Source organism: Bradyrhizobium sp. 4 (assembly GCF_023100905.1).
Lineage (GTDB): Bacteria > Pseudomonadota > Alphaproteobacteria > Rhizobiales > Xanthobacteraceae > Bradyrhizobium.
This window is the reverse complement of sequence record NZ_CP064686.1, coordinates 4,457,871-4,483,624: the sequence shown is the minus strand read 5'-3', so window position 1 is coordinate 4,483,624 and position 25,754 is coordinate 4,457,871. Positions and strand designations below refer to the sequence as shown.

The following is a 25,754-nucleotide window of genomic DNA, read 5'->3' as shown; positions in this document are numbered from 1 at the left end:
AATTTGATTTTGGCAAGGTCGTGACCGACTAGGGCCGCGCCTTCGGGCAAGGGGCGGCCCTTTTCAAATCAAGGCGCCGCACCGCACGACGGAAAAACAAAAGGCGCCGGGGGTACGTTCATCAAGGATCTGAGGCAAAAAATCACATGACAGCATTATGGTTGATTGTGCTCTGCGGAGTGCTTTCCGTCGTCTACGCGATCTGGGCGACGTCTTCGGTTTTGAGTGCGGATGCGGGGTCTCCGCGCATGCAGGAAATCGCGGCTGCGGTGGCCGAGGGCGCGCAGGCCTATCTCAAGCGACAGTACATGACGATCGGCATGGTCGGCGTCGTGATTTTCGCCCTGCTGGCCTACTTCCTCGGCATGCTGGTTGCGATCGGCTTCCTGATCGGTGCGGTGTTGTCGGGCGCGGCGGGCTTCATCGGTATGAACGTCTCGGTTCGCGCCAATGTGCGCACCGCGCAGGCGGCGACGACATCGCTTGCCGGCGGCCTCGAGCTCGCCTTCAAGGCGGGCGCCATCACCGGCATGCTAGTCGCGGGTCTCGCACTGCTCGGCGTTACCATCTATTTCGCCTATCTCACGCACGGCATGGGGCTGAAGGCCAACGACCGTGTCGTCGTCGATGCGCTGGTGGCGCTCGGCTTCGGCGCCTCGCTGATCTCGATCTTCGCCCGTCTCGGCGGCGGCATCTTCACCAAGGGTGCTGACGTCGGCGGCGATCTCGTCGGAAAGGTCGAGGCCGGCATTCCTGAGGACGATCCGCGCAACCCGGCGACCATCGCCGACAACGTCGGTGACAATGTCGGTGACTGCGCCGGCATGGCGGCCGACCTGTTTGAGACCTATGCGGTGACTGCGGTCGCCACCATGGTGCTCGCCGCGATCTTCTTCGCGACCTCGCCGCTGCTGGTGAACATGATGACCCTGCCGCTCGCCATTGGCGGCGTCTGCATCATCACCTCGATCATCGGCACCTTCTTCGTCAAGCTCGGCGCCAGCCAGTCGATCATGGGTGCGCTCTACAAGGGCCTGATCGCGACCGGCGTGCTGTCGATCGTGGGCGTTGCCGGCGTCATCTACTGGCTGATCGGTTTCGGCCCGCTGGAAGGCGTGAAGTATACCGGCATGGCGCTGTTCGAGTGCGGCGTCGTCGGCCTCGTCGTTACCGGGCTGATCATCGTGATCACCGAATACTATACCGGCACCGATTATCGCCCGGTCAAGTCGATCGCGGCGTCGTCGGTTACCGGTCACGGCACCAACGTGATCCAGGGCCTGGCGATCTCGATGGAATCCACCGCTGGTCCGGCGCTGGTGATCATCGCCGGCATTCTCGTCACTTACAGCCTTGCCGGCTTGTTCGGCATTGCGATTGCGACCGCCACCATGCTGGCGCTGGCTGGCATGGTCGTGGCGCTCGACGCTTTCGGCCCCGTCACCGACAATGCCGGCGGCATAGCCGAAATGGCCGGTCTTCCGAAGGAAGTCCGCAAGTCCACCGACGCGCTCGACGCGGTCGGCAACACCACCAAGGCGGTCACCAAGGGCTATGCGATCGGCTCCGCCGGTCTCGGCGCGCTGGTGCTGTTCGCGGCTTACAATGAAGACCTCAAATTCTTCATCGCCAACGCCGCGAAGTATCCGTACTTCCAGGGCGTACTGCCCGACTTCTCGCTCAACAATCCTTACGTCGTCGTCGGCCTCTTGTTCGGCGGCCTGCTGCCGTATCTGTTCGGCGCGATGGGCATGACCGCCGTGGGCCGTGCGGCCAGCGCGATCGTCGAGGAAGTGCGGCGCCAGTTCCGCGAGAAGCCCGGCATCATGCAGGGCACGGACAAGCCGGACTACGGCAGGGCCGTCGACCTGCTGACCAAGGCGGCGATCAAAGAAATGATCATTCCGTCGCTGCTGCCGGTGCTGTCGCCGATCTTCGTCTATTTCGTGATCTACGCGATCGCAGGTGGCGGTGCCGTCGGCAAGTCGGCCGCGTTCTCCGCCGTCGGCGCCATGCTGCTCGGCGTGATTGTGACGGGCCTGTTCGTCGCAATCTCCATGACCTCGGGCGGCGGTGCCTGGGACAACGCCAAGAAGTACATCGAGGACGGCCATTACGGCGGCAAGGGCAGTGATGCCCACAAGGCGGCCGTGACCGGTGACACCGTCGGCGATCCCTACAAGGACACGGCAGGTCCCGCGGTGAACCCGATGATCAAGATCACGAACATCGTGGCGCTGCTGCTGCTGGCGATCCTCGCGCACTGAACCAGAGGCAGCTTTCCTGCGACAAACCCGCGGTGCAAACCGCGGGTTTTTGTTATCCGCTTTGCGGGAGCGTCGCCATGAAGTTCGAGACGACCAGATGTATCCGGTGCGGCTGCGACATGTTGGCGGCCGACAGTGTTTGTCCAACTTGCGGCAAGACGCAAAGGGGCGCCCGGCAATCCGGGCCTCGCACAATGTTGGCAGTCGCGCTGGCGGCGGCCGTCCTCTTAGCCTTCAACTGGTTCAAATCCCCAGCGCCACAAGCGGGGCCTACTGCACGTCCATCTGCAGCCCTTCCTTCTGGATGATGCCGGCGAACTTCTTGGTCTCGGCGTCCACGAAGGCGGCAAACTGGTCGGGCGTGCCGTAGTCGGCGCGGGCGCCCATGGCCACGATGTTCTTCTTGATGTCGTCGCGCTCGAGCATCGCCTTCACTTGAAGGTTGAGCGCTTCGACAATGGCGGGCTGCACACCCTTCGGCAGGAACACCGAGAACCACGACGAGACGTCGAAAGCCGCAAGCTCCGGCGCGCTCTCGCGCATGGTTGGCAGGTTCGGCGCAAGGTCGCTACGCTCGGTCGTGGTGACGCAGAGGCCGGTGAGGGTGCCGTTCTGCACCTGCGGCAGGCTCGGATAGAGATTGTCGAACAGGATCTGGATGTCGCCGGCGAGCGCCGCCTGGAGCGCGGGACCGGCGCCGCGGAACGGGATATGCGTCATCTTCAGGCCGGTGAGCTGCAGGAACCAGGCGCCTGTGAGGTGAGGGCTCTGGCCGACGCCGGAGGAGGCGTAGCTGAGCTTGTCCGGATTGGCCTTGAGATAGGCGACCAGCTCGGCGATCGACTTGATGCCGGTCTTGGGATGAGCCGAGACGATGTTCGGGATCCGGATCATGTTGGAGACCGGCTGGAGCTGGTCCGGCTTGTAGGTGAGGTTCTTGAAGATGCTGTAGGCGATCGCGTTCGGACCGGGATTGCCGATCAGGATGGTGTGGCCGTCCGGCTTGGCGCGGACCACCTCGGCCGTGCCGATCGTGCCGCCGCCGCCGGAACGGTTTTCCACCACGGCCGATTGGCCCCAGGCCGTCTGCAGATGCGCGGCAAGGAGCCGACCCATCACGTCGGTCGAGCCGCCGGCGGCAGCCGGCACGACGAGGCGGACGTTTTCGGTGGGTTTCCAGTCCGCCAGGCTCGATCGCGGCAGGATCGCTGCGGCCGAGAGGGCGGCAGCACCGGTGAGCACGCGACGGCGGGACAGCAATTGTTTGGGCACGAATCCACTCCCTGCATCTTGTTTTGCAGGGAGCGTATGGAACAGGACGCGCAACAGCAAGCCGCACGAAGCCGCAGGCTGAAGGCTCAGTTAAAGCTGAGCAGCTTGAAGATCGGCGTGAGGTAGCTCATCTCCTGGCCCGACGTGGGCGTGGTGCGGCTGATGAAGTCGAAGATCTTGCCGTCCTGCAGGCCGTAATTCGCAAGTCGGCGCACGCGCCGGTTCTTGTCGAAATAGACCGCGATGACGCGCTGATCGACCACCTTCTGATTCATGAAGGCGACCATACGCTCCGAGCGCTGCGAGATGTAATAGAACACCTCGCCGTCGAGGGTTGCGACGGTGGAGGGGGTGCCCATCACGATCAGCACCTGATCCTGGCTCGCGCCAATCGGGATCTGCTCCAGCGCGTTGGGCGGCAGGATGTAACCCTTCTGGAACTGCTCGCCGGTACAGCCCGCAAGCGCAGCCCCAACCAGGGCCGCGGCCGCGAACAGGCGCAAGCCGCGCCAACGTGCTTGAAGGCCGCGCCGCTTGTCTGCACGCAGGCTGGTCTGGTTCGTTATCGTCATAGCGGAACTGATTCCGTCCCCTTGCGTCGCGCGAGGCGCTGAAGTACCGGGCGGAGGCTCTGAATGCAACACGCGCGCGCCCGCTTGCGGAAACCACAATGCTTTGGCCGTTCAATCACTTCAGGAAACCCCGCCTAGCCTCGCCGGGCACCATTGAAGCCATCTATGGCATGATCGTGACGCAGGCGCGAGAACCCATATTTTACCGAGACTTGGGCGTGCCGGATACCGTTAACGGGCGTTTCGATCTGTTGCTGCTGCACCTCTGGCTGCTGCTGCGCCGTCTGCGCACGGTTCAGGGCGCCACCGAGCTGTCGCAGGCGCTGTTCGACCGCTTCTGCGAGGATATGGACGACAATCTGCGCGAGATGGGGATAGGCGACCAGACCGTGCCGAAGCGGATGCGGGCCTTCGGCGAGGCGTTTTACGGCCGGGTCCAGGCCTACGATCAGGCCATGGAAAGCGGCGGCGAGGCGCTGGCGTCGGCGATCTGCAAGAATATCTTGAATGGGGCCGGCATGGACCAGGCGCAGCGGCTCGCGGCCTATGCCAGGGCTGCCGAGACCGACCTCGCCCGGACCGGCGAGACCGCATTGTTGGCCGCGTCTTTCAAGTTTCCCCCAGCGCTCCCTGAGGATGTCACGCCATGAGCCGACCGATTACCGCATCCGGGCCCGATCCCTGGCAGGTGCCCGTCATCGTTGCACAGATCCCGGACACCGGCCTGCATCGCAAGCTCGAGGCCTCGGCCGCCGAGCGGCAGGCCATGGCTGAGACGGCAGGCTTGCGCGAGGTTGTTTCGGTCCGGGCTGATTTCGATGTCGTGCCGAAAAGCGGCAACCAGATCCAGGTCACGGGGCACGTCCGCGCCCGGATCGGCCAGACCTGTGTGGTCACGCTTGACCCGATGGAGAGCGAGATCGACGAGGAGGTGGACCTGATATTTGCCCCCGAGGCCGAAGTCCGCCGCCTGGCCGAGCTGATGGAGGAGGTGCACGACGATCAGGAGCAGGTCGCCGACCCCCCGGAGGCGATCGTCAATGGCATCATCGACCTCGGCCGGCTCGCCACCGACGCCCTATTCCTGGCGGTGGATCCCTATCCGCGGAAGCCGGGGGTGGTGTTTGAGCCCGACGTCACCGCCCCCGATCCGGAGGATCATCCCTTTGCGGTGCTGAAGGCGCTCCAGGACAAAAAGAAAGACCAATAGGTGCCGTCTTTCCCAGAGGACCGCTTTGCTACGGGGCGCGAGGTGTTTGCGATCGTGGTTTGAAAGGTCGAATTATCTGTTTGATTTTGATGTACTTCTTGTGAATTCGGCCGTCTGCGGCCGGATCGTCCCGAATGCAAAAGGCTGGGGGCAAGAGGTTGTTTCGGGATAACAAAACGCTATTGTCGCGCCCCGGTCCGGGTGCGGCGTGGCGCTTGACCGACCGCCATGTTCGTGGCGAACCCATTTGCGGCCCCGCTCGTTCAAGACCGCACCAGACCAGGTTTCCAGGACTTTTATGCCAAGCAAGGTTCGCATCGCGCTTGACGCCATGGGGGGCGACGCCGGCGCCGCGGTGGTCATCCCAGGCGCCGCCATCTCGCTTGCCAGGCATCGCGAGATCGAATTCCTGCTGATCGGGGACCGCGCCAAGATCGAGCCCGAGCTCGACCGCCACCCCGCGCTGAAGGCCGCCTCGAAGATCATCCATACCGATGTCGCGGTCAGCGGCGAGGACAAGCCGAGCCAGGCGCTGCGGCGCGGCCGCAGGACCTCCTCCATGTGGCTTGCCATCGATGCTGTGAAAAAGGGCGAGGCGGATGTCGCGGTCTCCGCCGGGAATACCGGCGCGCTGATGGCGATGTCGCGCTTCCACCTGCGCACGCTGCCGGGCGTCGATCGTCCGGCAATCGCCGGCATGTGGCCGACCAGGCGCGGCGATTCCGTGGTCCTCGACCTCGGCGCCAGCATCGGCGGCGATACCCACCATCTGGTGTCGCTCGCCATCATGGGCGCAGCGATGGCCAGCGTGTTGTTCAACAAGAAGCGTCCCACGGTCGGCCTGCTCAATATCGGGGTCGAGGAGATCAAGGGGCACGAGGAGATTCGCGAGGCCGGCGAAATCCTGCGCGCCAGGAACCTCCCCGAGCTCGACTATCTCGGCTTCGTCGAGGGCGACGGCATCGGCAAGGGGGTGGCGGACGTCATCGTCACCGAGGGCTACAGCGGCAACATCGCGCTGAAGGCCGCGGAGGGAACCGCGCGACAGATGGCGGAATTGCTCCGGGACGAGATGAAACGGGGCTGGCTGTCAAAGCTCGGCTATCTCTTTGCGCGCAACGCCTTCCAGGCCCTGCGGAACAAGATGGACCCGAACAAATCCAACGGCGGCGTGTTGCTGGGGTTGAACGGGATCGTGGTCAAGAGCCATGGCGGAATCGCTGCCGAAGGCTTTGCCTATGCGATTGATGTTGGCTATGAGATGGTCAAATTCGATCTCCTCAACAAGATCAATCAGATGCTCAACCGCGAAGGTGGTGCACTCAATTCCGTGCAAGCCGCGCAGGAGGCTGTTTCGTGACTCAAATTCGTTCGGTCGTGCTGGGCTGCGGCTCTTATTTGCCGGAGCAGGTGGTGACCAACGCCCAATTGGCGGCGCGCATTGACACGTCCGACGAGTGGATCGTGCAGCGCACCGGCATTCGCGAGCGGCACATCGCGGCCGAGGGCGAGTTCACCTCGCATCTGGCGCTCAAGGCAGCGCAGGCTGCGCTCGCCGATGCCGGCGTGGACGCGCAGTCGATCGACCTGATCGTGCTCGCGACCTCGACCCCTGACAACACTTTCCCCGCCAGCGCGGTCGCCGTGCAGCATGGGCTCGGCATCAACCATGGCGCGGCCTTCGACCTTCAGGCGGTGTGCTCGGGCTTCGTGTTCGGGCTCGCCACCGCCGATAATTTCCTGCGCACGGGCGCCTTCAAGCGCGCGCTGGTGATCGGCGCGGAAACCTTCTCGCGCATCCTCGACTGGACCGATCGCGGCACCTGCGTGCTGTTCGGCGACGGCGCCGGCGCGGTGGTGCTGGAGGCGCAGGAGCAGCCGGGCAATGCGGCGACCGACCGGGGGATCGTGACCACGCATTTGCGCTCCGACGGCCGCCACAAGGCGAAGCTGTTCGTCGACGGCGGCCCGTCCTCGACCCAGACCGTCGGCCATCTGCGCATGGAGGGCCGCGAGGTCTTCAAGCACGCGGTCGGCATGATCACCGATGTGATCGTCGATGCCTTCAAGGCGACCGGGCTCAATGCCGACAGCATCGACTGGTTCGTGCCGCACCAGGCCAACAAGCGAATCATCGACGCGTCCGCGCACAAGCTCCACATCGCGCCGGAGAAGGTGGTGCTGACGGTGGACCTTCACGGCAACACCTCGGCGGCCTCGATCCCGCTGGCGCTGTCGGCGGCGCGCAAGGACGGCCGCATCAAGCGCGGCGACCTGGTTCTGCTCGAAGCCATGGGCGGCGGCTTCACCTGGGGCTCCGCGCTGGTGCGCTGGTAAGCCACAGTCGATAAAATTTTGCCCGAATCAGCGCGGATTATCGATGCGCCTGCATTGATGAGCGCTGTTGACCGCCGTATCGTAAGCTCATAATTTCAGACAACAATTGTTCGCCGTGATGTGGGGCAGGGCGATGACCGATCAAAGTAAAACCGTAACGCGTGTCGATCTGTGCGAGGCCGTCTACCAGAAGGTGGGGCTGTCGCGCACGGAATCGTCTGCCTTCGTGGAACTCGTGCTGAAGGAGATCACCGATTGCCTTGAGAAAGGCGAGACGGTGAAGCTGTCCTCGTTCGGCTCCTTCATGGTCCGCAAGAAGGGTCAGCGCATCGGTCGCAACCCGAAGACCGGCACCGAGGTGCCGATCTCGCCGCGCCGGGTCATGGTGTTCAAGCCGTCCGCGATCCTGAAGCAGCGGATCAACGCCCAGCACCGCACCAATGGCGACGCCAGCAAGGCGCAACCCGAGGCGTAATCCGCCTTCCGGATAAGGATTTGGCATTTGGACAAGGCGCCGGATGCGTTCCGAACCATCAGCGAAGTAGCGCAGGAACTCGACATTCCGCAGCACGTGCTGCGGTTCTGGGAGACGCGTTTCTCCCAGATCAAGCCGATGAAGCGCAGCGGCGGCCGCCGCTATTACCGCCCCGACGACGTCGACCTGCTCAAGGGTATCCGCCGTCTCCTCTACGGCGAGGGCTACACCATCCGAGGCGTGCAGCGGATCCTCAAGGAGCACGGCGTCAAATCGGTGCAGGGCCTAGCCGACAGCGCGGCCGCGGTCTCGTTCGGGGCTATCGAGGACGCCGTCGGCGCCAGCCTGATGGAGCCCGAGGAGGAGACCGGCGTCCGCGGCGCCCGCGATAGTGACGACGACGATTACCAGGGTGAGGAGGAGGAGGGCATCGACTTCCGCTTCTCCGAGACCGACGACGAGGAAATCCTCACCACCTTCCGCAAGGGCGGCACCCCCGCCGCGCCCGCAGGCCCCAGCGCCATCGACCGGGAGCGCCTCGGACGGGTGCTCGCCGAACTCATCGCCTGCCGCGAAATGCTGGATCAGGCGCTGAAGGACGCCTGACGCCGGATCTCCTCGGCTTTGGGGCAGTTCCGGTGCCTTTCGGCAGAGGCACCAAAATCCAAAATGGTGTGACCTCGCCTTGCGCAAACCGGCGATCCTAGCTAATGGAACGACGTTCGGAGCGTGGCGCAGCCCGGTTAGCGCACTAGTCTGGGAGACTAGGGGTCGGAGGTTCAAATCCTCTCGCTCCGACCAATACTTAGCCGGATTTCAGGGCGTCCGGTTTTTCCCGAAGGTAACGGATAGGGTAACGCCCTCGATCAATCAGGAACCTGATGGCCTTCTTTCCGGTTTATGATGTTACCGGTTCGACCACAGACAGGCCGGAAGCGCTCGGCACGAAGGAAAAATTCTGGCTCGTTCCTCATTCGGACGTTGGGCTCACAATTGCAGGTTACCTGTTTAAGATTGGCCGACCATCCACGGGCGAAAACTGGGCTGAGAAAGTCTGCTGCGAAATTCTAAGGGCCGCCGAAATGCCTTGTGCCAGCTATGAGTTTGCTGTGCACGGAACGGATCAAGGTGTCGTTTCGCAGCAGTTTGTGCCGGTTAATGGAACATTCGTTCCGGCCAATATGATTCTTCAGGCGGTGGTGAAAGAGTACGACGGTCAACTCCGGTTTCGACAGCGACGGTACCAAGTGACTACGTGCCTGAATGTTATCCGACAGCGCGCAATCGAGCCGCCGCTTTGGACCCCTAGCACTGTCGGTGACATGACGGCTGCCGACATTTTCGTTGGCTACCTTGTCTTCGACATCCTTGTGAGCAACACGGATCGCCATCACGAAAACTGGGGCGTCGTGATCGATCATTCGAATCAATACAATCCGACCTTTCGTCTGGCACCGACCTTTGACCATGCGTCTTCGCTGGGGAGAAATGAATCGGATGATGCAAGAAGGCGCCGCCTAAATACGATTGACAGGCGAGACACGGTAGAGGCGTACACTTCTCGTGCCCGCTCGGCGCTGTACGGACCGACGGCCAATGAAAGGCCTCTCCTGCAATCAGAGGTCCTCGATACGTTGATTCGCGTAGCGCCCGCTGCAACTACCCGTTGGGCAAGGATATTTTCATCAATACCTCGCAAAGTATTCGAGGACATCTTTGCTCGAATCGACCCTACACTCATCAGCGATGAAGCGACAAAGTTCGCATTGAGGATGCTAGATGCCAACTGCGAAACGATCAGACGCGCTGCGTAGGGTTTTTGTCGCCTGGCAAAATCCTACGACCCGTCAGTGGTACACCATTGCCCGCCTTGCTCGTCGGGGCGACGAGTACGAATTCAGTTTCACTCAAGGCGCGACTAAGGTCGCGCGCGTAGTTCAACATCTTTTCAATTCGGGTCTCGATGAACATTACATTTCATCGGGCTTGATCTCTTTATTCAAGAACAAAATTCCATCAAAATCGCGTTCGGATTTCAAAAAGCTGTCTCGCTGGTTGGATCTAACCGGCGACGAAACAGAATTTGAGATGTTGGGCAAATTTGGACTAATTCCCGGATCTGACGGATTGCTTGTTTACCCTGAGCCGGTCGTCGATGAAGGCAAATACTCAATCGAATTCTTTTTGCACGGGATCCGGCATGCTCATGGAAGTCTGGAAGACCGCCATCTTCATGGGGACGTGTTGAGATGGTGCGAGACCGTGATGGGCGGCGAGCAACTATTCCCGCTCTTGGACGTCGGCAATCAACACGACCCAAACTGCATCGGTCTTAGAGCTGGCGAGGGAACTGTTATCGTGGGCTACGTGCCTCGCTTCTATTCAAGCGATTTGAAGGCAATCCTAAGCTCCCCTGAGAGGGCAGCTAAATCCAAGTTCGAAGTCTTGAAAAATAATGACGATGCCCCCTTACAGTTCAGGATGCTTTGTCGTTTTGAGGCGGATGTCGAGCCAAATTTCCGTCCGCTTGACGACGTTGATCACGCTCCCCGATCAACGCTAGTTCCGCTTTCTGCCTAAACCCGCAACTCCTCGCGAGTGAACGTCCCGCCCTGCGTCGCCATCCATAGCGTGATCGCGACCGACAGCACCAAGTCGTCATGGGCGCCGACGCGCGCCGCGTAGGTCGTGCGGCCGGCCTCCGAAATCTTCCGCTTGAAATCCTTCAGTTCTTCCTTGAGAGCCTCGGCATCGTTGGCGGCGGCTGCGATGCGCAGTTCTCCGCTGTGGGAGTGCGCTTCGAGGTTCGAGATCAGCAATCCCTTGGGCACGTGCCAGCTCTTGCCGTGCTGGGTCGCTTCCAGGCCTGCGGTGATCGTGATCCGGCTTGGCCATAGGCCGGCCACATCGAACATGTCGCCCACAGGCCGACCAACGCCGGTTTCGTCAATGACCAGGTGCGGCTTCAAAACGTTCAGGGGCGGGCGCGCGAGCAGGTTAGCAACGCGCTGGATCTGCTGCGGGTAGGACATGCCGAGCGGTAGGCGCTCCAAATGCCGAACGTCGAAATGCGTCGTCCGCTTCTGCTTTCGCGTTTGCGTCTTTTCGTTCAGATCCCATCCGTCGAGCGGCACCACTCGATGGTTCATGACGCTGATGGCGGTTGGGTCCGTGCTTTGGCCAAGGTCGACGCCGACGAACCAGCGGTCAACAGCGCGCGCGTAAAGGCTACGCCAGCCGTCAGGAGTGCGGATTACATCCATAGCGGGCGAACCTCATGGGTGAACATGGCGTCGATGATCGTTGTCGCGAACGCGGCGTCCTCGGTATCGAGGAATTCGCAAAGGTACTCCTGCCGAAACTTCGTCTCGCCAAGGTTCTTTCGTTCGCGAGCCAGGAATTCCGGCGTGATGCGCGAGCACGACCCCAACTCTACGTGGATGCGGTGCCAGTCCGGATCGTTAGCGAACCAAGTCTCGTAGAACGCGCCCCGCTTGCCGGCTGGGGTGCTGAGGTAGACGAGCTGCGCGCGCGGGTTCGTCGCCAGCATGGGGCGGATGGCCGCCAGCAGCTCGTCGCTGCAGCGGGACGCCTCATCGATGATGGCCAAGCGTACGTTTGCCAGACCGCGCAGCGTGTCGCCGTCGTTGTCGCCGGGCAGCGCCAGGATGCGGCTGCCGTTAGCGAACTCCAGCCGTCGGGCGTTGTCGCCTGAAAGCGATGGCACGTCGGCGAGCCTACCATAGGTCTTGCGCGATCGGCGCACGAACTCGTCGGAGAGCCGCTGTGCCGGCGAGGCGATGAGGATCAGGCTGTCCGGCTCCGTCGTACCGACCGATAGGGCCTTGATCGTCGCAGCCTCCGTCTTGCCGTGCTGCCTAGGGATCAGCATGGCCGTCTGCGGCGCGTCGGAGCGCACGAAATCCGCTTGCCACGGATCGAGAGTAATTTCCGCGTCGGCTGCCAGAAGCGCCGGATCGAGGGCGCGCGCCATGTCCATGGCCATCAGCATGGGGGCGGCACCGGGCAGGGGTTGGGGACGGGCTTGGCCTCAATGAGCAGGGGCGGCTTGCCTGCACTCTGCGTGATCGCGGCCGCGGCGTCCGTTTCCATCCGGTGCAGGGCCGCACCCACGGCGCGGGCAGCCTCAGGGAAGGGACGCAGCGCCGCCGTGATGGCATGGCGCAGTGCCAGGTAATCGGCGCTGATCAGGAGCGACGTCGACCGCACGTCGTGCCGCTGCACGATCATGCCCAAGAGCTTGCCGACCAGGGCCAGGTTGCCGGTGATGGCACTTTCGGCGCTGATGGCAGCTTTGATGTCGCCGAAGTCGATAGCTGTGCCCACGTGCTGTTGTAGCCGGGCGCGCTGGTGCACGAGCTGTGACAACAAGCCTTCCTGCTCGCTGGCCTGCAACGCCTCAAGGTCGATCTCGGTGGGCTTCTGAGCGGTTAGGATCGCCGCGCGCATCGCGGGGCTGACATGGTTCGCTGCGTGCCGCCCGACGGCGTCGGCGCTGACGTTGAAGCGGCGGGCGAGGGCGTTGTGCGCAATGCCGTGCGCGAGTCCAATCTCGATCTGATGCCGGGACTTGTGCGAGCAAATACTACACTTCGGGCCGGTCTTGCCCATTACTCAACTCACCTGCGATTTGGCTGCGCGAATTCGCGTTTCGATACCCCGATGTTTACCCCATCATACCAAAGAATCCGTGAATCACCTAAAGTGCTGCAATTAGCGTAACGCAACGTAACGGAGCACTAGTCAGTAGAACTAAAGCGCGAGGATCTGAGCGAGCGAAGCGGCGCGATACGGTTCGAAAGAGCGCGCGGATTCAAGAACGGCGTCGACATCAGAAAGTCAGCTTGTAAATGTCCTCGCACGTGGCTCGATATTCGGCGAGAGACTTGCCGGGAAGCTTTCTTCCCACGTCGGCTATGCACAGGTTCTGCAGCTTCTCATGGTCCAGATGAACGCGGTCTGCCTGGTCACGCATATTGAACGACGTGCCGACCAGTGCCACGCATACTTCATGAGGAAGCGGGATGGTCTTAGTGAAAAACTTGCATTGCACTATGTCGTCTGCGAGCGCGGGAGGGCAGGCCAGGGCGATAGCCAAGATGAGCAACGTGCGCATTATCGGTCTCCTAAGTTTCCACCTCAGCAACACGCGATTTTAGTACCGTTTTCCAGTTCACTATCACGTTGACTCTCCGTCCGTTGGTTCACTGGTTCACCTATAGGGATATGACCGAACCGAACCAGACGATGATGGGGCAGAAATGCCCCCCATCGTATCGTCCGTGGTTTACGGAATGGTTCAGGCGAACCAGTTTGAATCCAAAGGGTTTTTGGCCCAGTTGGTTCGGTTTTGGTTCGCCCGTTGGTTCGCTCAATTTGCACCTGGAAAACGTGCTGGCGGCAGCGGTGGTTGGTTCACCCCTGAACCACGCGAATCCATGACGTTTAGCTCTCTCTGGCCCGTGGCGGTCAACGTCCAGCCGTTGCGCTCATTGCGGATCAGCTTCTGGGCTTCCAGCTTCTGCGCGAGCCGGTAAACGCGGCTGTCGCTCATTCCAATCAGCTTGCCCACGTCGCGGCGGCTCTTGCGCGGGTGCTGATCAATTGCGCGGAGCAAGGTGTCCTCGTCCCGCTCGTTCGCCAACTCGCGCTGCACGATACCCATATCCGATACCGGCCGTGCCACAACCGTCGGAATGGGCCGCCCCTTCGTGTCCCGCAACTTGGGGTGCTGAACAGTCACCAGCTCGAAATGGACCGGCTCGAATGATGGGCCGCGGAACTTGCCAAGTGCCTCAAAGGCGATCACTTGGCCGTTCCTACGCAGCGCCACGTTGCCGTCCACCTCGTTCAAGAACGCCCCGCCGCCCTTCGGGATCAGGTCGTCGTCGGCCGCGCGCTTAGTCGGATGCGCTAGGGCGAGCACGCATGGCCCACCAGGGAGGTTTGTCATAGAGCGCAGTAGGCGGGCGTAGTTGCCCATTTGGACGTTGTCATTGTCGTCGTCGCCCTCGAAATACGCGGCTACGGTGTCGACGATGATCAGGGTTGGCTTTAGGCCCTTGGCAACCACTTCAGTTTCGATGTTCGCGACGTTCTCCGAAATCTTCACTACGCCGTTGATGAAATGGACGTCCACGGCGTCGGGGTCGATGCCCATCTCTTGGGTCACCCCCAGCCATCGCGCTTGGACGTCGGTGGGATTTTCGCCGGCCGCGTAAATCACGGTCCCTTTCTCGACCTCGATGCCCCCGATCGAACGACCTATCGCCACGTGTGCAGCGAGGCGCATAGCTGCCGCGGTCTTGCCGCCGCCGGTTTTGGCGGTCATCGAGTAGCAAAAGCGCCGCTGGAAGATCCGGTCGACAACGTAGTCTGGCGGCACGAAATCGCGAACGAACTGACCCGACGACTGAATCAGGTTGGTGGGTGCAGCCGGCTTCGGAAACGGGATCACGGGCATCGCTTTGGTTTTCTCCAGCAGTTCGCGGAAGTGGCGATCCCGCCAACGTTCGAATTTCAGCCCATCGCCCCAAGGGCGCGTGTCCGCTTGCCACTGGGCATAGCCGGCGTCGTCGAGATCGAAAAATTTCTGAACCCGCTTCCGGTGGCGCTCAACTCGGGCATCTCGTTCTGCTTGATCCGCCGCGCGCTTCGCCCCCACCTTGGCGGCCAAGTCGTTCAGAATTTTCTCCGTGCGCTCCCACGCGTCGCCGCATGGCTCGTAACCACGCTCGCGTTCGTAGTGCATCACGTCGATAATGAGTTGATCTAACCAATGCTTGGGGCGGTCGTAGGCTGCCCACTCGTCGACCAGGGCCGCTTCGTATTGCTCTATGGTCACGGGCTGGCGCGGGTCGCCGGGGCCTAGCAGATGCTCGGCGAGAAGAGGCGATTCGTACTCGTGCATGAGATCACGCCAGATCTCGAAGCCTTCCGAGTTGGGCCACTGGCGATGGATGTCCCATCCAAGAGCTAGTGGAGGCGACATTTCCGGCTCGTACTTGCCACCGCACCACCAGTAGGTGAGATCGTGAAACGCATCGATGCTAAGGCTGGCGGAAAGGCGTTCGGCCTCGTCGATTTCAAGCAGCGACGTCATGCGAGCAACTTCGCAATCTCCAACAGCACGCGGCCGTGGATCACCGTCAAACGCTCCACATCGCGGCGTTTTCGCTCGCCGCGCTGATAGAGGGTATCCACGAATTGAGCGACTTCCCCGGGCGCTCGCTCGGAGATCGATAGGGACACGAACACGCCGTCGGCATCGAAATTCGCCGTAACAAGGTCGTCCCCGCGCTCAAGACGGTCTCGAATCCGCGGCACCAACGTGTCACCAATAAGCAGAGCAAGCCCATGTCCCGCCGTTTTGGCGGCCCGGTGCGCCAAGCCGTCGGCGTATTCCTTTGGGCTGAGCAGATATTCGTGCATCGGCAGGTCGAGTACACGTTTTACCTCGCGGGCGAAGTCACCTCCGCGCTCGTGATCGATCGCAAGGGCGGTCAGCCAGGCTGCGGCATCTCGCGCGGTCATTTCGGCGGCCCCGCGACCTTGTCCTTTGACATTGAGAAGGCCCGCCGCTCGAAGATGTCGGCCGTACAGGTCGACGGTTGAGAACGGCTCTTTGAGAAGTTCAGAAAGCGCCTTTGCGAGGTCGCCTGATGTGGCCATTTACGCGGCTCCGTACTTTACCGGTAGTTTTTACTATTGAATTATGTTCTATACCTGCTATTCTTAAAAAATCAACAACACCTGAGGGGACGACCTGATGGCTAAGAAAACCGACATGGACTTCACGAAGCGCACGGTCATTGCGATGGCGCAGGAGATGGTCAACGCAAAGAGCGCGGTCGACCGCTCCTTCGCCGCCTTTAAGGCACTCGCCAAAGAGCACGGCGTTAAAATGCCAAAGGCGGATTAAATCACTTGCTTTCGGGCCTGCGGGGCGGCCGGGCTTTTGCTCGCGCCGCCTTTTTGGGTTTCGTCGGCAGACGAGACAGCACCAAGTCGAGCGCCGCGCGCGATCGCTCCATAGATGCCGCGTCCGGTTGACCCGACGGAGCCCGCAGGGGAGTCGCGCGATAGTTCGTCCGCACCGCCTCGCCAACGTTCGCTGCGGTCGTGAGAAGCTTCTTGCCGGGCTTGTAGCAGACCAGCTTTCCGGCCCTGTGCATGCGCTTCAGCGTGTCCGCATCGGCGCCAGGGATGAGCTTGGCGGCTTCATCGAGCGTGATCAGTGCGTCGTCATCGGTCATCGCGTCTTTCGCGCCTCATATTTCCGCACCCATTCCGCCTCCGCGCGGGCCTCCTTTTGAGCCTCGTAGCCGTGTTTCCATGTGGTGTATTCGTCATCTTGTGGGTGCGGGGCTGGCATTTGGATACCTGACAACTTGTCTAGGGCCAGGTCGATCGCTTTACGGTCCCATCGACGCCCGATTACCGGTTTAGGCATCGAGCCTGCGGCTACCCACTTCGCCCACGTGGCCATCGTCACGTTGCAGTACGTGGCGGCGTCGGATCCAGACATGAGGCGGGGCGCTGGCGTGGTCACAACCGTTCGCTAACACGATACTGGCTCGTCTAATGTTGACAGTTTCCATAAACCCCTATTTCCACAGAGTTTTCGTTGCGTTCTCGCCAAAGTTGCGTTTAAATGTCCTGATTAGGGGGCAATCTATGTTCATTCGCAATTGCACAATGGCTGCCGTCTTGGTCCTTGCTCTCGCCGGTTGTCAAACCGCAGCGGAAGCACCTAACACCGCTAGCGGTAAGCCCGAAGTCACGATCCGCGCCACGACGGCGGCCATCAAGGCGCGGCTACTATCTCTTGCCATGGACAAGCGATTCAACGTGACGAAAGACACCGAGTATCTTTTGCAGGTCGAGAAGCCGTCCGAAAACTTCGGGGCCGTGCTGTTGATGGGATCCAAATATGACGGCATCCCCGCCGAGCGGATCGTGTTCACCTTCGCGCCTATCGGTGACACAACTCGCGTCGTTGCGGCCGGGATGTTCGTTACGAACCCTGGTTCGGCTTTCGAGCGCATCACCCCGGTAAACGGAGGTGAAGGTGCAACGCGGACACAGCAGACGCTCGACGAGCTAAAGGCGAGCATGGAGACGCCTGCGCCGGCTCCGGTCGCTCCTGTTGCCAGCGCCCGTAAGCAGGCGAAGCCGGCAACGTAGGCGTAGGCACGCCGCCCGGGTACTAGATAGGAAAATCAAATGACCGACGACCGCAATCCGAAATTTGAAGCCTTCCTGTCTGACTGGACATCGAAGAACCTAGGGAGCCTAGGTGACCAAACAGATCCTAGCGATCATAAATATCTCGCTGGTGTTCGCGCAGATCGATTGAAAGAAGATGCCGAAGCCGCTGGCTTTCCTGTTGAGGTTAGACGGCTGAGTCTCAGTTTCAAGGGCGGCCTGCGGGAATTCATTTTAGGTGCATATGAACGGGCAGAGTTTCGCCGCAAGCTTGGCGACAACGTTTGACCATCTAATCTCAAGGAAAAAACATGCAAATGCTAGGGCACCTAAGCGGCAAAGGGATTCTCATGGTCGACGGGGCCGCTAAGGGCGAAGTGTCGTACGACATTAGCGTATTTCAATCTGCATCTTCGAAGAGTGCGTCCGGTTCGATAGAAGGCGACATGGGCGTCTTGTTCGAGGGGTTCACGGCCGGGAAATCGCAGCTTCGTCTCCGCGATGGTCAGGTAATCGATATCATCTTGAGCGAAGTAACCGGGGAAGACGCCACGATCAAAGTGTCCGGACCCCTGCCGGGGTTTTAGGAGGCAGAGCGATGATCAAGCGCGGTTGGATAGTCATCTTCGAAAGCGATAAGACCCCTCGGTACCCGAGTGCCGTCATTCACGAAACCTACGAAAAAGCGAAAGCTTTCTTCGACAAACGGGACCACGAAGGCACGCCGATCGCAATAACGGAGGTGGATTGGGACGATCGCCTTGGGCGAAGTCCTTGGCCGTAACGCTCTATCCGGTTAGCTCGCAAAAGCGAAATTAGAGTCTTCTCCGAGGTGCAACATCGTGGACCGAATTTTCCAAGTCTTTGTCAGCTCGACCTTCGAGGATCTCAAAGACGAGCGATCCCAGGTTTCAAACGCGCTCGCCAAGGCCGGCTACATCGCTGCGGGCATGGAATTGTTTCCTGCCTCGGATCAGCAGCAGCTTGAATTTATCCAGCGCATCATCAATCGTAGTGACTACTATGTGGTCTTGGTAGGCGCTCGGTACGGTTCACTCGCGGACAATGGTCGCAGCTTTACTGAGAACGAATTCGATTTCGCTCGATCGAAGGGGATACCTGTGCTGGCGTTTCTGCCCGCTGCCCCTGAATCCATACCCTTCGGCAAGGTGGAGACTGATCCTGATAAGCGAGAGAAGCTAGAGGCATTCAAGGCAAAGCTGAAGACCGGACGTCTTGTCGAGCATTGGAGCACTGTTGATGACCTGTGCCTTAAAGTTGTCACCGCAGTGGCGCACGCAATGAACCTTACGCCTCGAGCGGGCTGGGTGCGCGGCGACCAAGCAATAGATCCAAAGGTATTGCAGGATCTGGAACGCCTTCGGATTGAAAACGAAGAATTGCGGACGAGACTAGCAACTTATCAAGATGACTCCTTCTTCAATCCCGCTTTGATAGGGCCTGATGACGGAATTGTGGTGGATTTCCAAATCTTAGTGCCAATAGAAGGCAGCAAGACTCCCAAAACAATTCGGCACGCGGTCGAAATCGGTCTTGGGCAGGTCTACACCTCGATCTTTGATGAGATGCGAGAAGATCCAAGAGAGTCGTCAATCTGTGCATATATCGCATACTTTGCTGCCCTCAATGAGCGAATGACAGTTGAAGGCGCCACCTATCACCTAACGGACGACTGCAGGATCATGCTTCGTCGACAATTGGAAGCGCTCAACCTGATCGAAGTCGCAATCACAAACGATGGTTTTATTATCACTCCGAAATACAATTGGATCGCAACGAAGAAGGGCAAGGCCTACGCGGCAGCAAGACTCGCCCAAGCAAAGCCAGGACCTTAAGGCGGAATGCTTAACACGCGTCCGCATCAAGCACCCGAAACGACCGAACCAACGCCCGTCGACACCGGTTCGGCCGCCGACTGCTTCGCCAACTGGTCGTCACCAGTCGATGGAGCAGTCACATTTGCCAGGTGGGCGCTCATCTCGAACGCTTCATCCCGGCAAACCTCTATAAATCTGGCGTACTCCGCAGGCGGCATGAAGCCGCGCAAGCGCTTGGCAAGTAACTTGCGCGTGCAGCGTTCGATCTGCAGGGCTCGACGGAGCGCGCGGTTGTCGATCTCAGTCATGGTCGCGCTCGGGGAATCTCCACCGGCACCATTCCTCGTTCGCCGCGTGCAGCTCGTCGAAATCAGGGTCCAACGTCAGCGTATCGCCGGAGGGCTCGGGCCGCTTTTCGGTGCGCTGATCGCGTTGCTGCTTGTGCTTTGGCGCGGTCATAGATCCCGCCTTTTCTTCGCGCTCTGCACGATTTTGACCGTGTCCGAATATCTGGCGGCGCGATCGCGGGCCAATTCCTCGCGGAGTTGCAACACGGTTTCAGCGGACGCACCTTGACCAATGCTGATTTGCCTGTTGTCCTGCATGACCACTGCGGGGCCGCCGCCCTGACCACGCGCGGCGCGCGCCATGTTGCCCACCATGCCGCCATCGGCATAGCCGCGCAGGCTGTCCAGATTGGCCACGCCGACGCGCCGCACGGTCACGGCGTCCATCACATATTCGCCCTTGTGGACGACGCCGGCGGGCTGATACTTGCCACCGGAACCGGTATAGCCACCGCCCGCGAACATGGGGATGGAAAGGCCGCCCGTGCCGGCGCCGAGATCGGCACCCGACCATGACGGCACGCTGCCGGAGCCAGCACCGCCGCCACCGAGCCCGAACAGCGATGCGATCCCACCAGACGAGCCACCGAACGCCGAGGCGAACAGTTTGTCCGCTGCCATTGACGATAATTTATCCGCGATCTTGCCGAGTGCATCGAGACCGGACGATTTGAAAGCGTCCCACGCGTTCGCGCCCTGGCGGATCTGTTGCCCAAACGTCGTGAAGAACCCGCGATTGACGCTCATGGCTTCGGTCGCCAAGCTGTCGAGTTGCTTGCGACCGTTCGCGACGTCGTTCAATGCTTGCTGGAATTGGGGCAGCGCCGCGCCGGCAACCTTGGCCTGATCGGCGAGGTCTTCCATCTGCTTGCTGGAGACATTCAGCGCGGCAGAGAATTCCTCCAAATTCTTTGGATCCACGAGCCCACGATCAATCCACGACTGGAACTGATCACCCATCGCCTTCGCAGCGTCCTTGGTCCGGAAAATGCCCATCGCCGCCATGTTCAGTGCTCCGTGGTCATGCGTTGGCCGATCCGATCATCCGGCCAGTGATGGAAAATCTGCGTCTCGATGTTGTCGGCGCGGATGGTGGTCAGCTCGGCATAACCGCCGACGCGCGAATAGCCATCCTCCGCCGGAACGTGGCGCTGCAGCTTGATCAGGTCGCAAAGGCTGCTCACGATGTTCTTTGGCAAATCGTCCGGATCGGGCTCGACGAAGCTGGCCACCGCGGAAGGATCGGGGCCGAACAGCGTCGACCCCATTGGGCAAACGAGGTACGGCCGCATGCCCATGCCGCTGCTGTCGTGGTCGCCGGGCGTCCGAATGAAAAAGATCATCGGACGACCACGAAAGAAGCCTGCCAGGTTTAGTTCGAACGGCCGATACAGCCGGAATTCGTCGACGATTAACGGCAGCTCCCGCGAAGCGATGGCGACCAGTTCGTCGAAGCTTGAAGCGCGGCGGGTCAGTTCGCGCGCTGCTGTGTCCAGGCCGAAGGTGTTGCCGCGACCTGTGACCACGGCGGACCACTCTGGAATAGGGCGGATCTTCGACCCGAAGCTGCAAACGAAGCCGGCGTCGTCGTAGCTCGCCGCGTCCGTGGTGATCCAGATGCCATTGTGTTTCTTGGAGGCGACAAGGTTGTTAGCGGTCATTTGCGGGCCGCCTTGAGGGCCATGTTTGCTTTCGTGCCGATCTCCAACGCCGCGGCGAAGATTGCGTCGAGCAAATCCGCATCGGCCCCGGCCTTCATCACGCGCAGCTTGTCGTCCGCATCGTCTCGCGCCGCCTCGACGTCGGACACACTGCCGCCGTTCGCCACGGCAGCAAGTGCCGCAGCTTCGAAATCGAGGACGATCGCGCTGATGGCGTGGGTCATGCGAAGTCGCCGCCGACGAGGATCTCGATATCCGCGACGACGCCGAAATTGCCACCGGTGCGATTGAGCACCATGAGCGATCCGGCCTGATACTGCGTGGACAACGTGGTCTTGGCGGACTTGTTGACGACATGCGGGCTCGCTGCGAGCGTGATCGTGCCGGTGCCGTACATCACGAACCCGCAATTGAACCCCGTGTGCAGGTCGTTCATGATCGTGACCGTCACGTTGTTGGTGTCGTCGCAACGGAAAATCTTGCCTTCGTCATTGCGAGTGATTGTGAGATTGCCGGTGAACGGAACGATCAATCCGCGATCGGTGGCGTAATTGTAGCTCATTACGACTGTCCCAGCGCGCGAGCGAGATCGGCCGGAAGCGGCTTCTTGGCCGGCGCGGCTTGGCGCGGATCCGGCGTCGGCGTGAACTTGACGTCCACGACCGGCTGACCGGCGGCGATGACTTCGCGGGCGGCGGACGTGGCGTTGAGTTTCTTGACCATGGGTGTGCTCCTGTGGGTTACGCTTCGGTGATCTGGCGTTCGACGTCGGCGGCGATGTGCCGCTGATCGGCCACGCGCTCGTTTAGAAAGCCTTCGATCGCCGTCTTGTTCGGCAACTCGCCGAGTTCGCCAAAGGTGTTGGCGGCCGCCTCGGTAGCGTTCGCGAGCAGGTTGGCCGCATCGCGCTCGGCTTCGAGCTTGGCGGTCATGCCAGGGTGCGCCAGTTCGATGGCGGCGCTCCGCGCCACGTCCGCAGTCTGCGCGTCGGCGCCGATCAGGTCGGGCGCTTCGAGGATCGCCTGCAGATAGAGCGACGACATGGTCGGGATCAGGCCGCGCAATTCCTGATTGGTCTTGCCGGCGAGTAGGTCACGGACACGATTGCGAAGAATGGCGCCGGCGGCGTCGGTCTTGTCGATTTCCGGCAGCTTCAGCGCGGCGCGTTTTTCTTCGATGTTTTCGGCCAGGCGGCGCGCCAGCATCTTGGCCTTGATCACTTCCCATGCACGCGAACCGATGACGTCGCGGGCCTTCTTGGTCTTGCCGGCCGGGCTCAGGTCCTTGTCGTCGCGAATGTTGGCAACGGACGATCTCGTCACGTCGTCCAGTTTGCGATGCAGTTCGATCGTGCTGGTGAGCGCGCTGCGGATTGCTGCGTTCGAGATCGCCGCGGCGGCCTGCTCGATGTGACGGAAATAGGGCTGGTTCATTGGTAGTTTCCTGATGTTGGCAATTTACGTCGAATGTTGATTGTCAACATCACGCCGCGATGGGCTGCCTGCGCGCGGCAACTGAGCGCTCCCAGGTGGCAAGCTCTGCCAGGCGCCAGAAGCGACGCTTGGCGATGTACAGCGGGCGAGGGAAGTCAGGATCGTCTTTCAGACGGCGCTCAACCCACATGTGACTCACGCCGCCGTAGCGAGCGCGCACTTGCGACGTGGGGATCAGGGCGTTCGGATCGTCAGCGGACATCGTGACCTCGCGTATGTTACGCACAAGGTGCCACGTTCCGAGCTAGATTAATTCAGCAGCTAATTGTGCTATTTCGGTGCGGGATCTGGCCGGGCTTTAGACGAGCGGCGCGCGATGTTCTCAATCACTTCCGGATCCAACTTGAAGTGCTTCGCGGCAGCCTCCAACAGGGCGCTGTGACCACGATGCGCTTTTTTGTTCTCCTGCAGCCACTTTTTGATTGTGAAATGCTGACCGTCCCGCTTGTCGATCCATGAAACACGGCCCTTGGCATCCACGAAGAATGTGTGCATCGGCCGGCGTGCCGGTTTTCCTCTTGGCCGTCTCTCTTTTTCTTCGAGCACGTCGGCGAGAAAGGCGCGGACATCCACATCATCCAGTGAATATTCCCCGCGAAGCATTGCGACGAGCGAACGACGGTCGCCGCGCTTCGCCCAATCGAGCGCATCTTGCCAGGCGATAGATAATTGAGCGGCGGCCGCGTCTCGATCGCGGGCGGCTTCCTCCTCATCCGACAGCGGCACGCTAGGCGGAGGTGGTTTAGGGGCCGTGCTCATGCAGGCTCCTTCTGGAACGCGTGGACATTGCTGGCCGGGCGCTTGTTCACCAGATCCTCGACATATCGACCCCACGCGGCGAAGGCTTGGGCTTTTTCGCGCAGATACTTGTGACGCGCGTAAACCCTAGCCACCCCGCGGATTGCGCCGGACGAGTGATTAACACACGCCTCGGCGGTCTCGATTGAGAACCCGAGCGCCTGCAGGCCGGAATAGAACGTCCGACGCAGGTCGTGCAGCGTCCAAGGTTCCATTTGTGCCGCCGGATCGGCCTTCCGCAGTTCGGCAAGCATTGCGTCATCGAAGCGCTTCTTTGCCTTGGACAGCCCGCTAATCGGCGTCTGACCCGTCGTGGTGAACAGCAGACTTTTTCCCTTGATGATGGGAAGGGATTTGAACAGTGCCACCACTTGGGAACAGAGAGGCACAAGGTGCTCGCGACCGTTCTTGGTGCGGTTCTTTGGGATCGTCCACAAGGGCTCTTTCCATCGGGTGCCGTCGTCGAGCAGAACCGATGTGCCGTTCATATCTAGTTCGGAGCGGGGCAGTTCGCGCAGCTCGTCACGCCGCTGCCCGAGCAGAATCAGAGATTGAACAAGGCGGCCGAAGGGATAGCCTTCGCGGTCCGCCACTTTCCACGCCGCGACCAGTTCGGCGGCGGACAGGACACGTTCGCGGCTGATCTCATTAGCGAAGGCGTCGAGCGAGGCGACGGGGGACGATTCCCGCATGTCCCGGTCGACGCACCAGTCGAAAAAGGTTTTGAGCGTGGTCAGGGTCCGATTGGCGGTCACCCCGCGGCCGGAGTCGACCAGTCCGTCGAGCAGAACGATCGCGTCGTGCTTGGCGATGGAGGCGAGGGGGCGGCCGGACCACTTGCCAAGTACCCCGTTTTTGGTGGTTTGCCATTCCCCGGGCTGCTCGGGATCCGGCTTCAGCCCAAAATAGTGGGCAGTCAGGAGCCGGGTGGACTCGCGCAGCCCTTGGCGCTTCCGGCCTTTGTAGCGCTTTAGGAACTCAATCATGGCCGCGTCGATCGTGTCGTCCCGCATGGCCTCGCGTTTGGTCTCGGCCTTCTCCTGGCGCCGCACGTGCGTTGGGTCGATGCCGCGCCGAACGTCCTCCGCTGCAGCGGTCGCGAGCATGCGCGCCTGCCCCGGGGTCAACGGGTGCCCGATTTGCGGTTCGACTTGCGAGGCCGTGAGCGCCAGCGATCCCAATGTCAGCTTCTTGGGCGCGCGCTGACCAACCTCATCACGTTCGACCGGCGAGCGGAAGCGGAACACCCATGATTTGACCCCGGAGGGATGCACCACCAGAAAGAGCCCGGCGGCGCCGCCGTCCGATTTCTCGTAGCGAACTGCTCGCGGCTTAAGCTGCTCGATCGCCAGGCTAGATAGCGCCCTAGTCTTAGCCATGCCGTTACCCCAAGGTGCGGTGGGGTAACGTTTGGAAGCTGTTAGAGCCCGTTACCCCACGTGAGTAACATGCGTGCAATTACTTAAAAAAGCTATGTATAACAAGCTAGTCTGGGGCGCTGGACATTCAGTCTCGTTATGGTACCGCCTTAGTCTGGGAGACTAGGGGTCGGAGGTTCAAATCCTCTCGCTCCGACCATTTTTCTAAATTGCATCAAGGTCAGTTCGGCGCCGTCGGCCTACGGCGCATCGCCTGTTTACAGCCGGTTTACAAAATTCCGTTCAGCAAGCGTTCTGGGCACTCGGCAGGGAATATTGCACCTACCGTACCCAGCCACGATCTGTTAAGGCGAGTCAGCGCCACACCGCAATTGCTGATGGTGGAAGCGCTGGGGGCTACGGCTGCAATAGCAGCGCACAAGTTCGATCACCCGCCGCTACTGGCGCCGGGGCGTCACTTTATGACGCTCCGTGAGATCGAGTCCCTTTGCGTTCATCGATTTCATGGCCAAGCACGGCAGAGAAGAGAAAAGCTCTCCTATGCCTTGGAAGAGCTTGCCCAGGAGCTGCTTCGCGTAAAGCTTTCCTGCATAGCGTTCGTTGACGGCAGTTTTCTTTCAGAAAAACCAGATCCCGGAGACGTGGATGTTCTTGTAAATATTGACGACGATGTGATGCAGAACTTGCTCCCAGAGCAGAGAATACTTATCGATGCTTTGAATTTAGAACACTATATTGCATTCGTAGACGATCGCAAAGCAGGTGCCGGCAAGGACTCCCTGGATCAAATAGCTTTTTGGGACGAGCGTCGGCGTAAGTGCCGCCGCGAAGAACAATGCTCCCAACGCCAATCCGACGCCTGATAGAGATACCGCGT

General features: G+C 60.8%; 34 protein-coding genes and 1 tRNA gene. 15 read left to right on the top strand and 20 right to left on the bottom strand.

Annotated features, from left to right (window positions below; all coding sequences use genetic code 11):
• Positions 1–146: 146 nt before the first annotated feature.
• The gene (locus tag IVB45_RS21085; protein ID WP_027567258.1) at positions 147–2,267 is read left to right on the top strand and encodes a sodium-translocating pyrophosphatase; all 2,121 of its coding nucleotides are present in this window, start codon (positions 147–149) and stop codon (positions 2,265–2,267) included.
• A 270-nt stretch (positions 2,268–2,537) separates the two neighbouring features.
• Here the strand turns inward: IVB45_RS21085 and IVB45_RS21080 are convergent, their stop codons facing one another.
• Together IVB45_RS21080 and IVB45_RS21075 are read right to left on the bottom strand one after the other, a co-directional pair.
• Positions 2,538–3,539 (bottom strand): tripartite tricarboxylate transporter substrate binding protein, encoded by a 1,002-nt coding sequence (locus IVB45_RS21080; RefSeq protein ID WP_247361531.1) that lies wholly within the window; start codon positions 3,537–3,539, stop codon positions 2,538–2,540.
• Between the two features lie 86 nt (positions 3,540–3,625).
• On the bottom strand, positions 3,626–4,111 hold the full coding sequence (locus tag IVB45_RS21075; RefSeq protein WP_027567256.1) for an outer membrane protein assembly factor BamE: 486 nt from the start codon (positions 4,109–4,111) through the stop codon (positions 3,626–3,628).
• A 98-nt stretch (positions 4,112–4,209) separates the two neighbouring features.
• On the opposite strand from IVB45_RS21075, the gene IVB45_RS21070 reads away from it, so the two are divergent.
• The 9 genes from IVB45_RS21070 (at position 4,210) to IVB45_RS21030 (ending at position 10,713) form a co-directional block, all read left to right on the top strand.
• Positions 4,210–4,761 carry a ubiquinol-cytochrome C chaperone family protein gene (locus IVB45_RS21070; protein ID WP_247361529.1) on the top strand — a complete coding sequence of 184 codons (552 nt, stop codon included), beginning with the start codon at positions 4,210–4,212 and terminating at the stop codon, positions 4,759–4,761.
• Entirely contained in the window at positions 4,758–5,321 is a 564-nt protein-coding gene (locus IVB45_RS21065) for a DUF177 domain-containing protein (protein ID WP_247361527.1), read from the top strand. Before IVB45_RS21070 ends, IVB45_RS21065 begins: the two co-directional genes overlap by 4 nt.
• A gap of 298 nt (positions 5,322–5,619) precedes the next feature.
• A complete protein-coding gene (gene plsX, locus IVB45_RS21060) occupies positions 5,620–6,681 on the top strand; it encodes a phosphate acyltransferase PlsX (protein WP_247289367.1) in 1,062 nt (353 codons plus the stop codon).
• On the top strand, positions 6,678–7,658 hold the full coding sequence (locus tag IVB45_RS21055; RefSeq protein ID WP_247361525.1) for a beta-ketoacyl-ACP synthase III: 981 nt from the start codon (positions 6,678–6,680) through the stop codon (positions 7,656–7,658). Before plsX ends, IVB45_RS21055 begins: the two co-directional genes overlap by 4 nt.
• Positions 7,659–7,791: 133 nt before the next feature.
• Complete coding sequence (locus tag IVB45_RS21050; protein WP_018456841.1) at positions 7,792–8,133, top strand: integration host factor subunit alpha; 342 nt, start codon at positions 7,792–7,794, stop codon at positions 8,131–8,133.
• 27 nt (positions 8,134–8,160) lie between these two features.
• A complete protein-coding gene (locus tag IVB45_RS21045; RefSeq protein WP_007611070.1) occupies positions 8,161–8,739 on the top strand; it encodes a MerR family transcriptional regulator in 579 nt (192 codons plus the stop codon).
• Positions 8,740–8,856: 117 nt separating this feature from the next.
• Positions 8,857–8,934 (top strand) — tRNA-Pro (locus IVB45_RS21040).
• An 80-nt stretch (positions 8,935–9,014) separates the two neighbouring features.
• Positions 9,015–9,947, top strand: coding sequence for a HipA domain-containing protein (locus IVB45_RS21035; RefSeq protein WP_247361523.1), 933 nt, complete (start codon positions 9,015–9,017; stop codon positions 9,945–9,947).
• The gene (locus tag IVB45_RS21030) at positions 9,913–10,713 is read left to right on the top strand and encodes a hypothetical protein (RefSeq protein ID WP_247361521.1); all 801 of its coding nucleotides are present in this window, start codon (positions 9,913–9,915) and stop codon (positions 10,711–10,713) included. The genes IVB45_RS21035 and IVB45_RS21030 overlap by 35 nt, the downstream gene beginning before the upstream one ends.
• On the opposite strand, the gene IVB45_RS21025 is transcribed toward IVB45_RS21030, so the two are convergent.
• From IVB45_RS21025 to IVB45_RS21000, 6 genes are all read right to left on the bottom strand, one after another.
• Positions 10,710–11,270 (bottom strand): hypothetical protein, encoded by a 561-nt coding sequence (locus IVB45_RS21025; protein WP_247807523.1) that lies wholly within the window; start codon positions 11,268–11,270, stop codon positions 10,710–10,712. The genes IVB45_RS21030 and IVB45_RS21025 overlap by 4 nt on opposite strands.
• Before the next feature lie 116 nt (positions 11,271–11,386).
• The gene (locus IVB45_RS21020; protein WP_247361514.1) at positions 11,387–12,145 is read right to left on the bottom strand and encodes a terminase family protein; all 759 of its coding nucleotides are present in this window, start codon (positions 12,143–12,145) and stop codon (positions 11,387–11,389) included.
• Positions 12,139–12,765 carry a hypothetical protein gene (locus IVB45_RS21015; protein ID WP_247361511.1) on the bottom strand — a complete coding sequence of 209 codons (627 nt, stop codon included), beginning with the start codon at positions 12,763–12,765 and terminating at the stop codon, positions 12,139–12,141. Before IVB45_RS21015 ends, IVB45_RS21020 begins: the two co-directional genes overlap by 7 nt.
• A gap of 220 nt (positions 12,766–12,985) precedes the next feature.
• Positions 12,986–13,270: a hypothetical protein gene (locus tag IVB45_RS21010; RefSeq protein WP_247361509.1), complete on the bottom strand. Its 285-nt coding sequence runs from the start codon at positions 13,268–13,270 to the stop codon at positions 12,986–12,988.
• 255 nt (positions 13,271–13,525) lie between these two features.
• Positions 13,526–15,256, bottom strand: a complete 1,731-nt coding sequence (locus IVB45_RS21005; RefSeq protein ID WP_247361507.1) for an AAA family ATPase — start codon at positions 15,254–15,256, stop codon at positions 13,526–13,528.
• A complete protein-coding gene (locus IVB45_RS21000; protein WP_247361504.1) occupies positions 15,253–15,825 on the bottom strand; it encodes a hypothetical protein in 573 nt (190 codons plus the stop codon). Before IVB45_RS21000 ends, IVB45_RS21005 begins: the two co-directional genes overlap by 4 nt.
• Before the next feature lie 97 nt (positions 15,826–15,922).
• Here IVB45_RS21000 and IVB45_RS20995 point away from each other — a divergent pair, with 97 nt between their 5' ends.
• Entirely contained in the window at positions 15,923–16,075 is a 153-nt protein-coding gene (locus IVB45_RS20995; protein ID WP_247361501.1) for a hypothetical protein, read from the top strand.
• 1 nt (position 16,076) lies between these two features.
• Here IVB45_RS20995 and IVB45_RS20990 read toward each other — a convergent pair whose 3' ends face one another.
• Complete coding sequence (locus IVB45_RS20990) at positions 16,077–16,409, bottom strand: hypothetical protein (protein WP_247361499.1); 333 nt, start codon at positions 16,407–16,409, stop codon at positions 16,077–16,079.
• Positions 16,410–16,830: 421 nt separating this feature from the next.
• On the opposite strand from IVB45_RS20990, the gene IVB45_RS20985 reads away from it, so the two are divergent.
• The 3 genes from IVB45_RS20985 (at position 16,831) to IVB45_RS20975 (ending at position 19,217) form a co-directional block, all read left to right on the top strand.
• Positions 16,831–17,340 (top strand): hypothetical protein, encoded by a 510-nt coding sequence (locus tag IVB45_RS20985; protein ID WP_247361497.1) that lies wholly within the window; start codon positions 16,831–16,833, stop codon positions 17,338–17,340.
• Between the two features lie 39 nt (positions 17,341–17,379).
• The gene (locus IVB45_RS20980; RefSeq protein WP_247361496.1) at positions 17,380–17,649 is read left to right on the top strand and encodes a hypothetical protein; all 270 of its coding nucleotides are present in this window, start codon (positions 17,380–17,382) and stop codon (positions 17,647–17,649) included.
• Positions 17,650–18,203: 554 nt separating this feature from the next.
• Positions 18,204–19,217 carry a DUF4062 domain-containing protein gene (locus tag IVB45_RS20975; RefSeq protein WP_247361493.1) on the top strand — a complete coding sequence of 338 codons (1,014 nt, stop codon included), beginning with the start codon at positions 18,204–18,206 and terminating at the stop codon, positions 19,215–19,217.
• Positions 19,218–19,243: 26 nt separating this feature from the next.
• Here the strand turns inward: IVB45_RS20975 and IVB45_RS20970 are convergent, their stop codons facing one another.
• From IVB45_RS20970 to IVB45_RS20920, 11 genes are all read right to left on the bottom strand, one after another.
• Complete coding sequence (locus IVB45_RS20970; RefSeq protein WP_247361491.1) at positions 19,244–19,507, bottom strand: hypothetical protein; 264 nt, start codon at positions 19,505–19,507, stop codon at positions 19,244–19,246.
• Positions 19,500–19,658, bottom strand: coding sequence for a hypothetical protein (locus IVB45_RS20965; protein ID WP_247361489.1), 159 nt, complete (start codon positions 19,656–19,658; stop codon positions 19,500–19,502). The genes IVB45_RS20970 and IVB45_RS20965 overlap by 8 nt, the downstream gene beginning before the upstream one ends.
• Entirely contained in the window at positions 19,655–20,551 is an 897-nt protein-coding gene (locus tag IVB45_RS20960) for a hypothetical protein (protein ID WP_247361487.1), read from the bottom strand. Before IVB45_RS20960 ends, IVB45_RS20965 begins: the two co-directional genes overlap by 4 nt.
• 2 nt (positions 20,552–20,553) lie before the next feature.
• Positions 20,554–21,207, bottom strand: coding sequence for a hypothetical protein (locus IVB45_RS20955; RefSeq protein WP_247361484.1), 654 nt, complete (start codon positions 21,205–21,207; stop codon positions 20,554–20,556).
• Entirely contained in the window at positions 21,204–21,431 is a 228-nt protein-coding gene (locus tag IVB45_RS20950) for a hypothetical protein (protein ID WP_247361483.1), read from the bottom strand. Before IVB45_RS20950 ends, IVB45_RS20955 begins: the two co-directional genes overlap by 4 nt.
• The gene (locus IVB45_RS20945; RefSeq protein WP_247361480.1) at positions 21,428–21,769 is read right to left on the bottom strand and encodes a hypothetical protein; all 342 of its coding nucleotides are present in this window, start codon (positions 21,767–21,769) and stop codon (positions 21,428–21,430) included. Before IVB45_RS20945 ends, IVB45_RS20950 begins: the two co-directional genes overlap by 4 nt.
• Positions 21,769–21,930 (bottom strand): hypothetical protein, encoded by a 162-nt coding sequence (locus tag IVB45_RS20940; protein ID WP_247361478.1) that lies wholly within the window; start codon positions 21,928–21,930, stop codon positions 21,769–21,771. Before IVB45_RS20940 ends, IVB45_RS20945 begins: the two co-directional genes overlap by 1 nt.
• A 17-nt stretch (positions 21,931–21,947) precedes the next feature.
• Positions 21,948–22,640 (bottom strand): hypothetical protein, encoded by a 693-nt coding sequence (locus IVB45_RS20935; RefSeq protein WP_247361476.1) that lies wholly within the window; start codon positions 22,638–22,640, stop codon positions 21,948–21,950.
• Positions 22,641–22,689: 49 nt separating this feature from the next.
• Complete coding sequence (locus IVB45_RS20930; protein ID WP_247361474.1) at positions 22,690–22,902, bottom strand: hypothetical protein; 213 nt, start codon at positions 22,900–22,902, stop codon at positions 22,690–22,692.
• A 68-nt stretch (positions 22,903–22,970) separates the two neighbouring features.
• Entirely contained in the window at positions 22,971–23,459 is a 489-nt protein-coding gene (locus IVB45_RS20925) for a hypothetical protein (RefSeq protein WP_247361472.1), read from the bottom strand.
• A complete protein-coding gene (locus IVB45_RS20920; protein ID WP_247361469.1) occupies positions 23,456–24,877 on the bottom strand; it encodes a site-specific integrase in 1,422 nt (473 codons plus the stop codon). Before IVB45_RS20920 ends, IVB45_RS20925 begins: the two co-directional genes overlap by 4 nt.
• Positions 24,878–25,086: 209 nt before the next feature.
• Between IVB45_RS20920 and IVB45_RS20915 the strand changes: the two genes are divergently transcribed.
• The gene (locus IVB45_RS20915; protein ID WP_247362818.1) at positions 25,087–25,740 is read left to right on the top strand and encodes a hypothetical protein; all 654 of its coding nucleotides are present in this window, start codon (positions 25,087–25,089) and stop codon (positions 25,738–25,740) included.
• Positions 25,741–25,754: the final 14 nt, after the last annotated feature.

What these genes read in the sequence shown, in the direction of transcription:
- IVB45_RS21020 (WP_247361514.1), bottom strand. Translation starts at nt 12,145, where the DNA reads ATGCTGATGGCCATGGACATGGCGCGCGCCCTCGATCCGGCGCTTCTG.
- IVB45_RS20925 (WP_247361472.1), bottom strand. Translation starts at nt 23,459, where the DNA reads ATGAGCACGGCCCCTAAACCACCTCCGCCTAGCGTGCCGCTGTCGGAT.
- IVB45_RS21050 (WP_018456841.1), top strand. Translation starts at nt 7,792, where the DNA reads ATGACCGATCAAAGTAAAACCGTAACGCGTGTCGATCTGTGCGAGGCC.
- IVB45_RS21010 (WP_247361509.1), bottom strand. Translation starts at nt 13,270, where the DNA reads ATGCGCACGTTGCTCATCTTGGCTATCGCCCTGGCCTGCCCTCCCGCG.
- IVB45_RS20940 (WP_247361478.1), bottom strand. Translation starts at nt 21,930, where the DNA reads ATGGTCAAGAAACTCAACGCCACGTCCGCCGCCCGCGAAGTCATCGCC.
- plsX (WP_247289367.1), top strand. Translation starts at nt 5,620, where the DNA reads ATGCCAAGCAAGGTTCGCATCGCGCTTGACGCCATGGGGGGCGACGCC.
- IVB45_RS20955 (WP_247361484.1), bottom strand. Translation starts at nt 21,207, where the DNA reads ATGACCGCTAACAACCTTGTCGCCTCCAAGAAACACAATGGCATCTGG.
- IVB45_RS21000 (WP_247361504.1), bottom strand. Translation starts at nt 15,825, where the DNA reads ATGGCCACATCAGGCGACCTCGCAAAGGCGCTTTCTGAACTTCTCAAA.
- IVB45_RS20965 (WP_247361489.1), bottom strand. Translation starts at nt 19,658, where the DNA reads ATGACCGCGCCAAAGCACAAGCAGCAACGCGATCAGCGCACCGAAAAG.
- IVB45_RS20930 (WP_247361474.1), bottom strand. Translation starts at nt 22,902, where the DNA reads ATGTCCGCTGACGATCCGAACGCCCTGATCCCCACGTCGCAAGTGCGC.
- IVB45_RS20985 (WP_247361497.1), top strand. Translation starts at nt 16,831, where the DNA reads ATGTTCATTCGCAATTGCACAATGGCTGCCGTCTTGGTCCTTGCTCTC.
- IVB45_RS21005 (WP_247361507.1), bottom strand. Translation starts at nt 15,256, where the DNA reads ATGACGTCGCTGCTTGAAATCGACGAGGCCGAACGCCTTTCCGCCAGC.
- IVB45_RS20945 (WP_247361480.1), bottom strand. Translation starts at nt 21,769, where the DNA reads ATGAGCTACAATTACGCCACCGATCGCGGATTGATCGTTCCGTTCACC.
- IVB45_RS20970 (WP_247361491.1), bottom strand. Translation starts at nt 19,507, where the DNA reads ATGACTGAGATCGACAACCGCGCGCTCCGTCGAGCCCTGCAGATCGAA.
- IVB45_RS20990 (WP_247361499.1), bottom strand. Translation starts at nt 16,409, where the DNA reads ATGACCGATGACGACGCACTGATCACGCTCGATGAAGCCGCCAAGCTC.
- IVB45_RS20995 (WP_247361501.1), top strand. Translation starts at nt 15,923, where the DNA reads ATGGCTAAGAAAACCGACATGGACTTCACGAAGCGCACGGTCATTGCG.
- IVB45_RS20920 (WP_247361469.1), bottom strand. Translation starts at nt 24,877, where the DNA reads ATGGCTAAGACTAGGGCGCTATCTAGCCTGGCGATCGAGCAGCTTAAG.
- IVB45_RS21015 (WP_247361511.1), bottom strand. Translation starts at nt 12,765, where the DNA reads ATGGGCAAGACCGGCCCGAAGTGTAGTATTTGCTCGCACAAGTCCCGG.
- IVB45_RS21065 (WP_247361527.1), top strand. Translation starts at nt 4,758, where the DNA reads ATGAGCCGACCGATTACCGCATCCGGGCCCGATCCCTGGCAGGTGCCC.
- IVB45_RS21035 (WP_247361523.1), top strand. Translation starts at nt 9,015, where the DNA reads ATGGCCTTCTTTCCGGTTTATGATGTTACCGGTTCGACCACAGACAGG.
- IVB45_RS20935 (WP_247361476.1), bottom strand. Translation starts at nt 22,640, where the DNA reads ATGAACCAGCCCTATTTCCGTCACATCGAGCAGGCCGCCGCGGCGATC.
- IVB45_RS21085 (WP_027567258.1), top strand. Translation starts at nt 147, where the DNA reads ATGACAGCATTATGGTTGATTGTGCTCTGCGGAGTGCTTTCCGTCGTC.
- IVB45_RS20960 (WP_247361487.1), bottom strand. Translation starts at nt 20,551, where the DNA reads ATGGCGGCGATGGGCATTTTCCGGACCAAGGACGCTGCGAAGGCGATG.
- IVB45_RS20950 (WP_247361483.1), bottom strand. Translation starts at nt 21,431, where the DNA reads ATGACCCACGCCATCAGCGCGATCGTCCTCGATTTCGAAGCTGCGGCA.
- IVB45_RS21030 (WP_247361521.1), top strand. Translation starts at nt 9,913, where the DNA reads ATGCCAACTGCGAAACGATCAGACGCGCTGCGTAGGGTTTTTGTCGCC.
- IVB45_RS20980 (WP_247361496.1), top strand. Translation starts at nt 17,380, where the DNA reads ATGACCGACGACCGCAATCCGAAATTTGAAGCCTTCCTGTCTGACTGG.
- IVB45_RS21070 (WP_247361529.1), top strand. Translation starts at nt 4,210, where the DNA reads ATGCTTTGGCCGTTCAATCACTTCAGGAAACCCCGCCTAGCCTCGCCG.
- IVB45_RS21075 (WP_027567256.1), bottom strand. Translation starts at nt 4,111, where the DNA reads ATGACGATAACGAACCAGACCAGCCTGCGTGCAGACAAGCGGCGCGGC.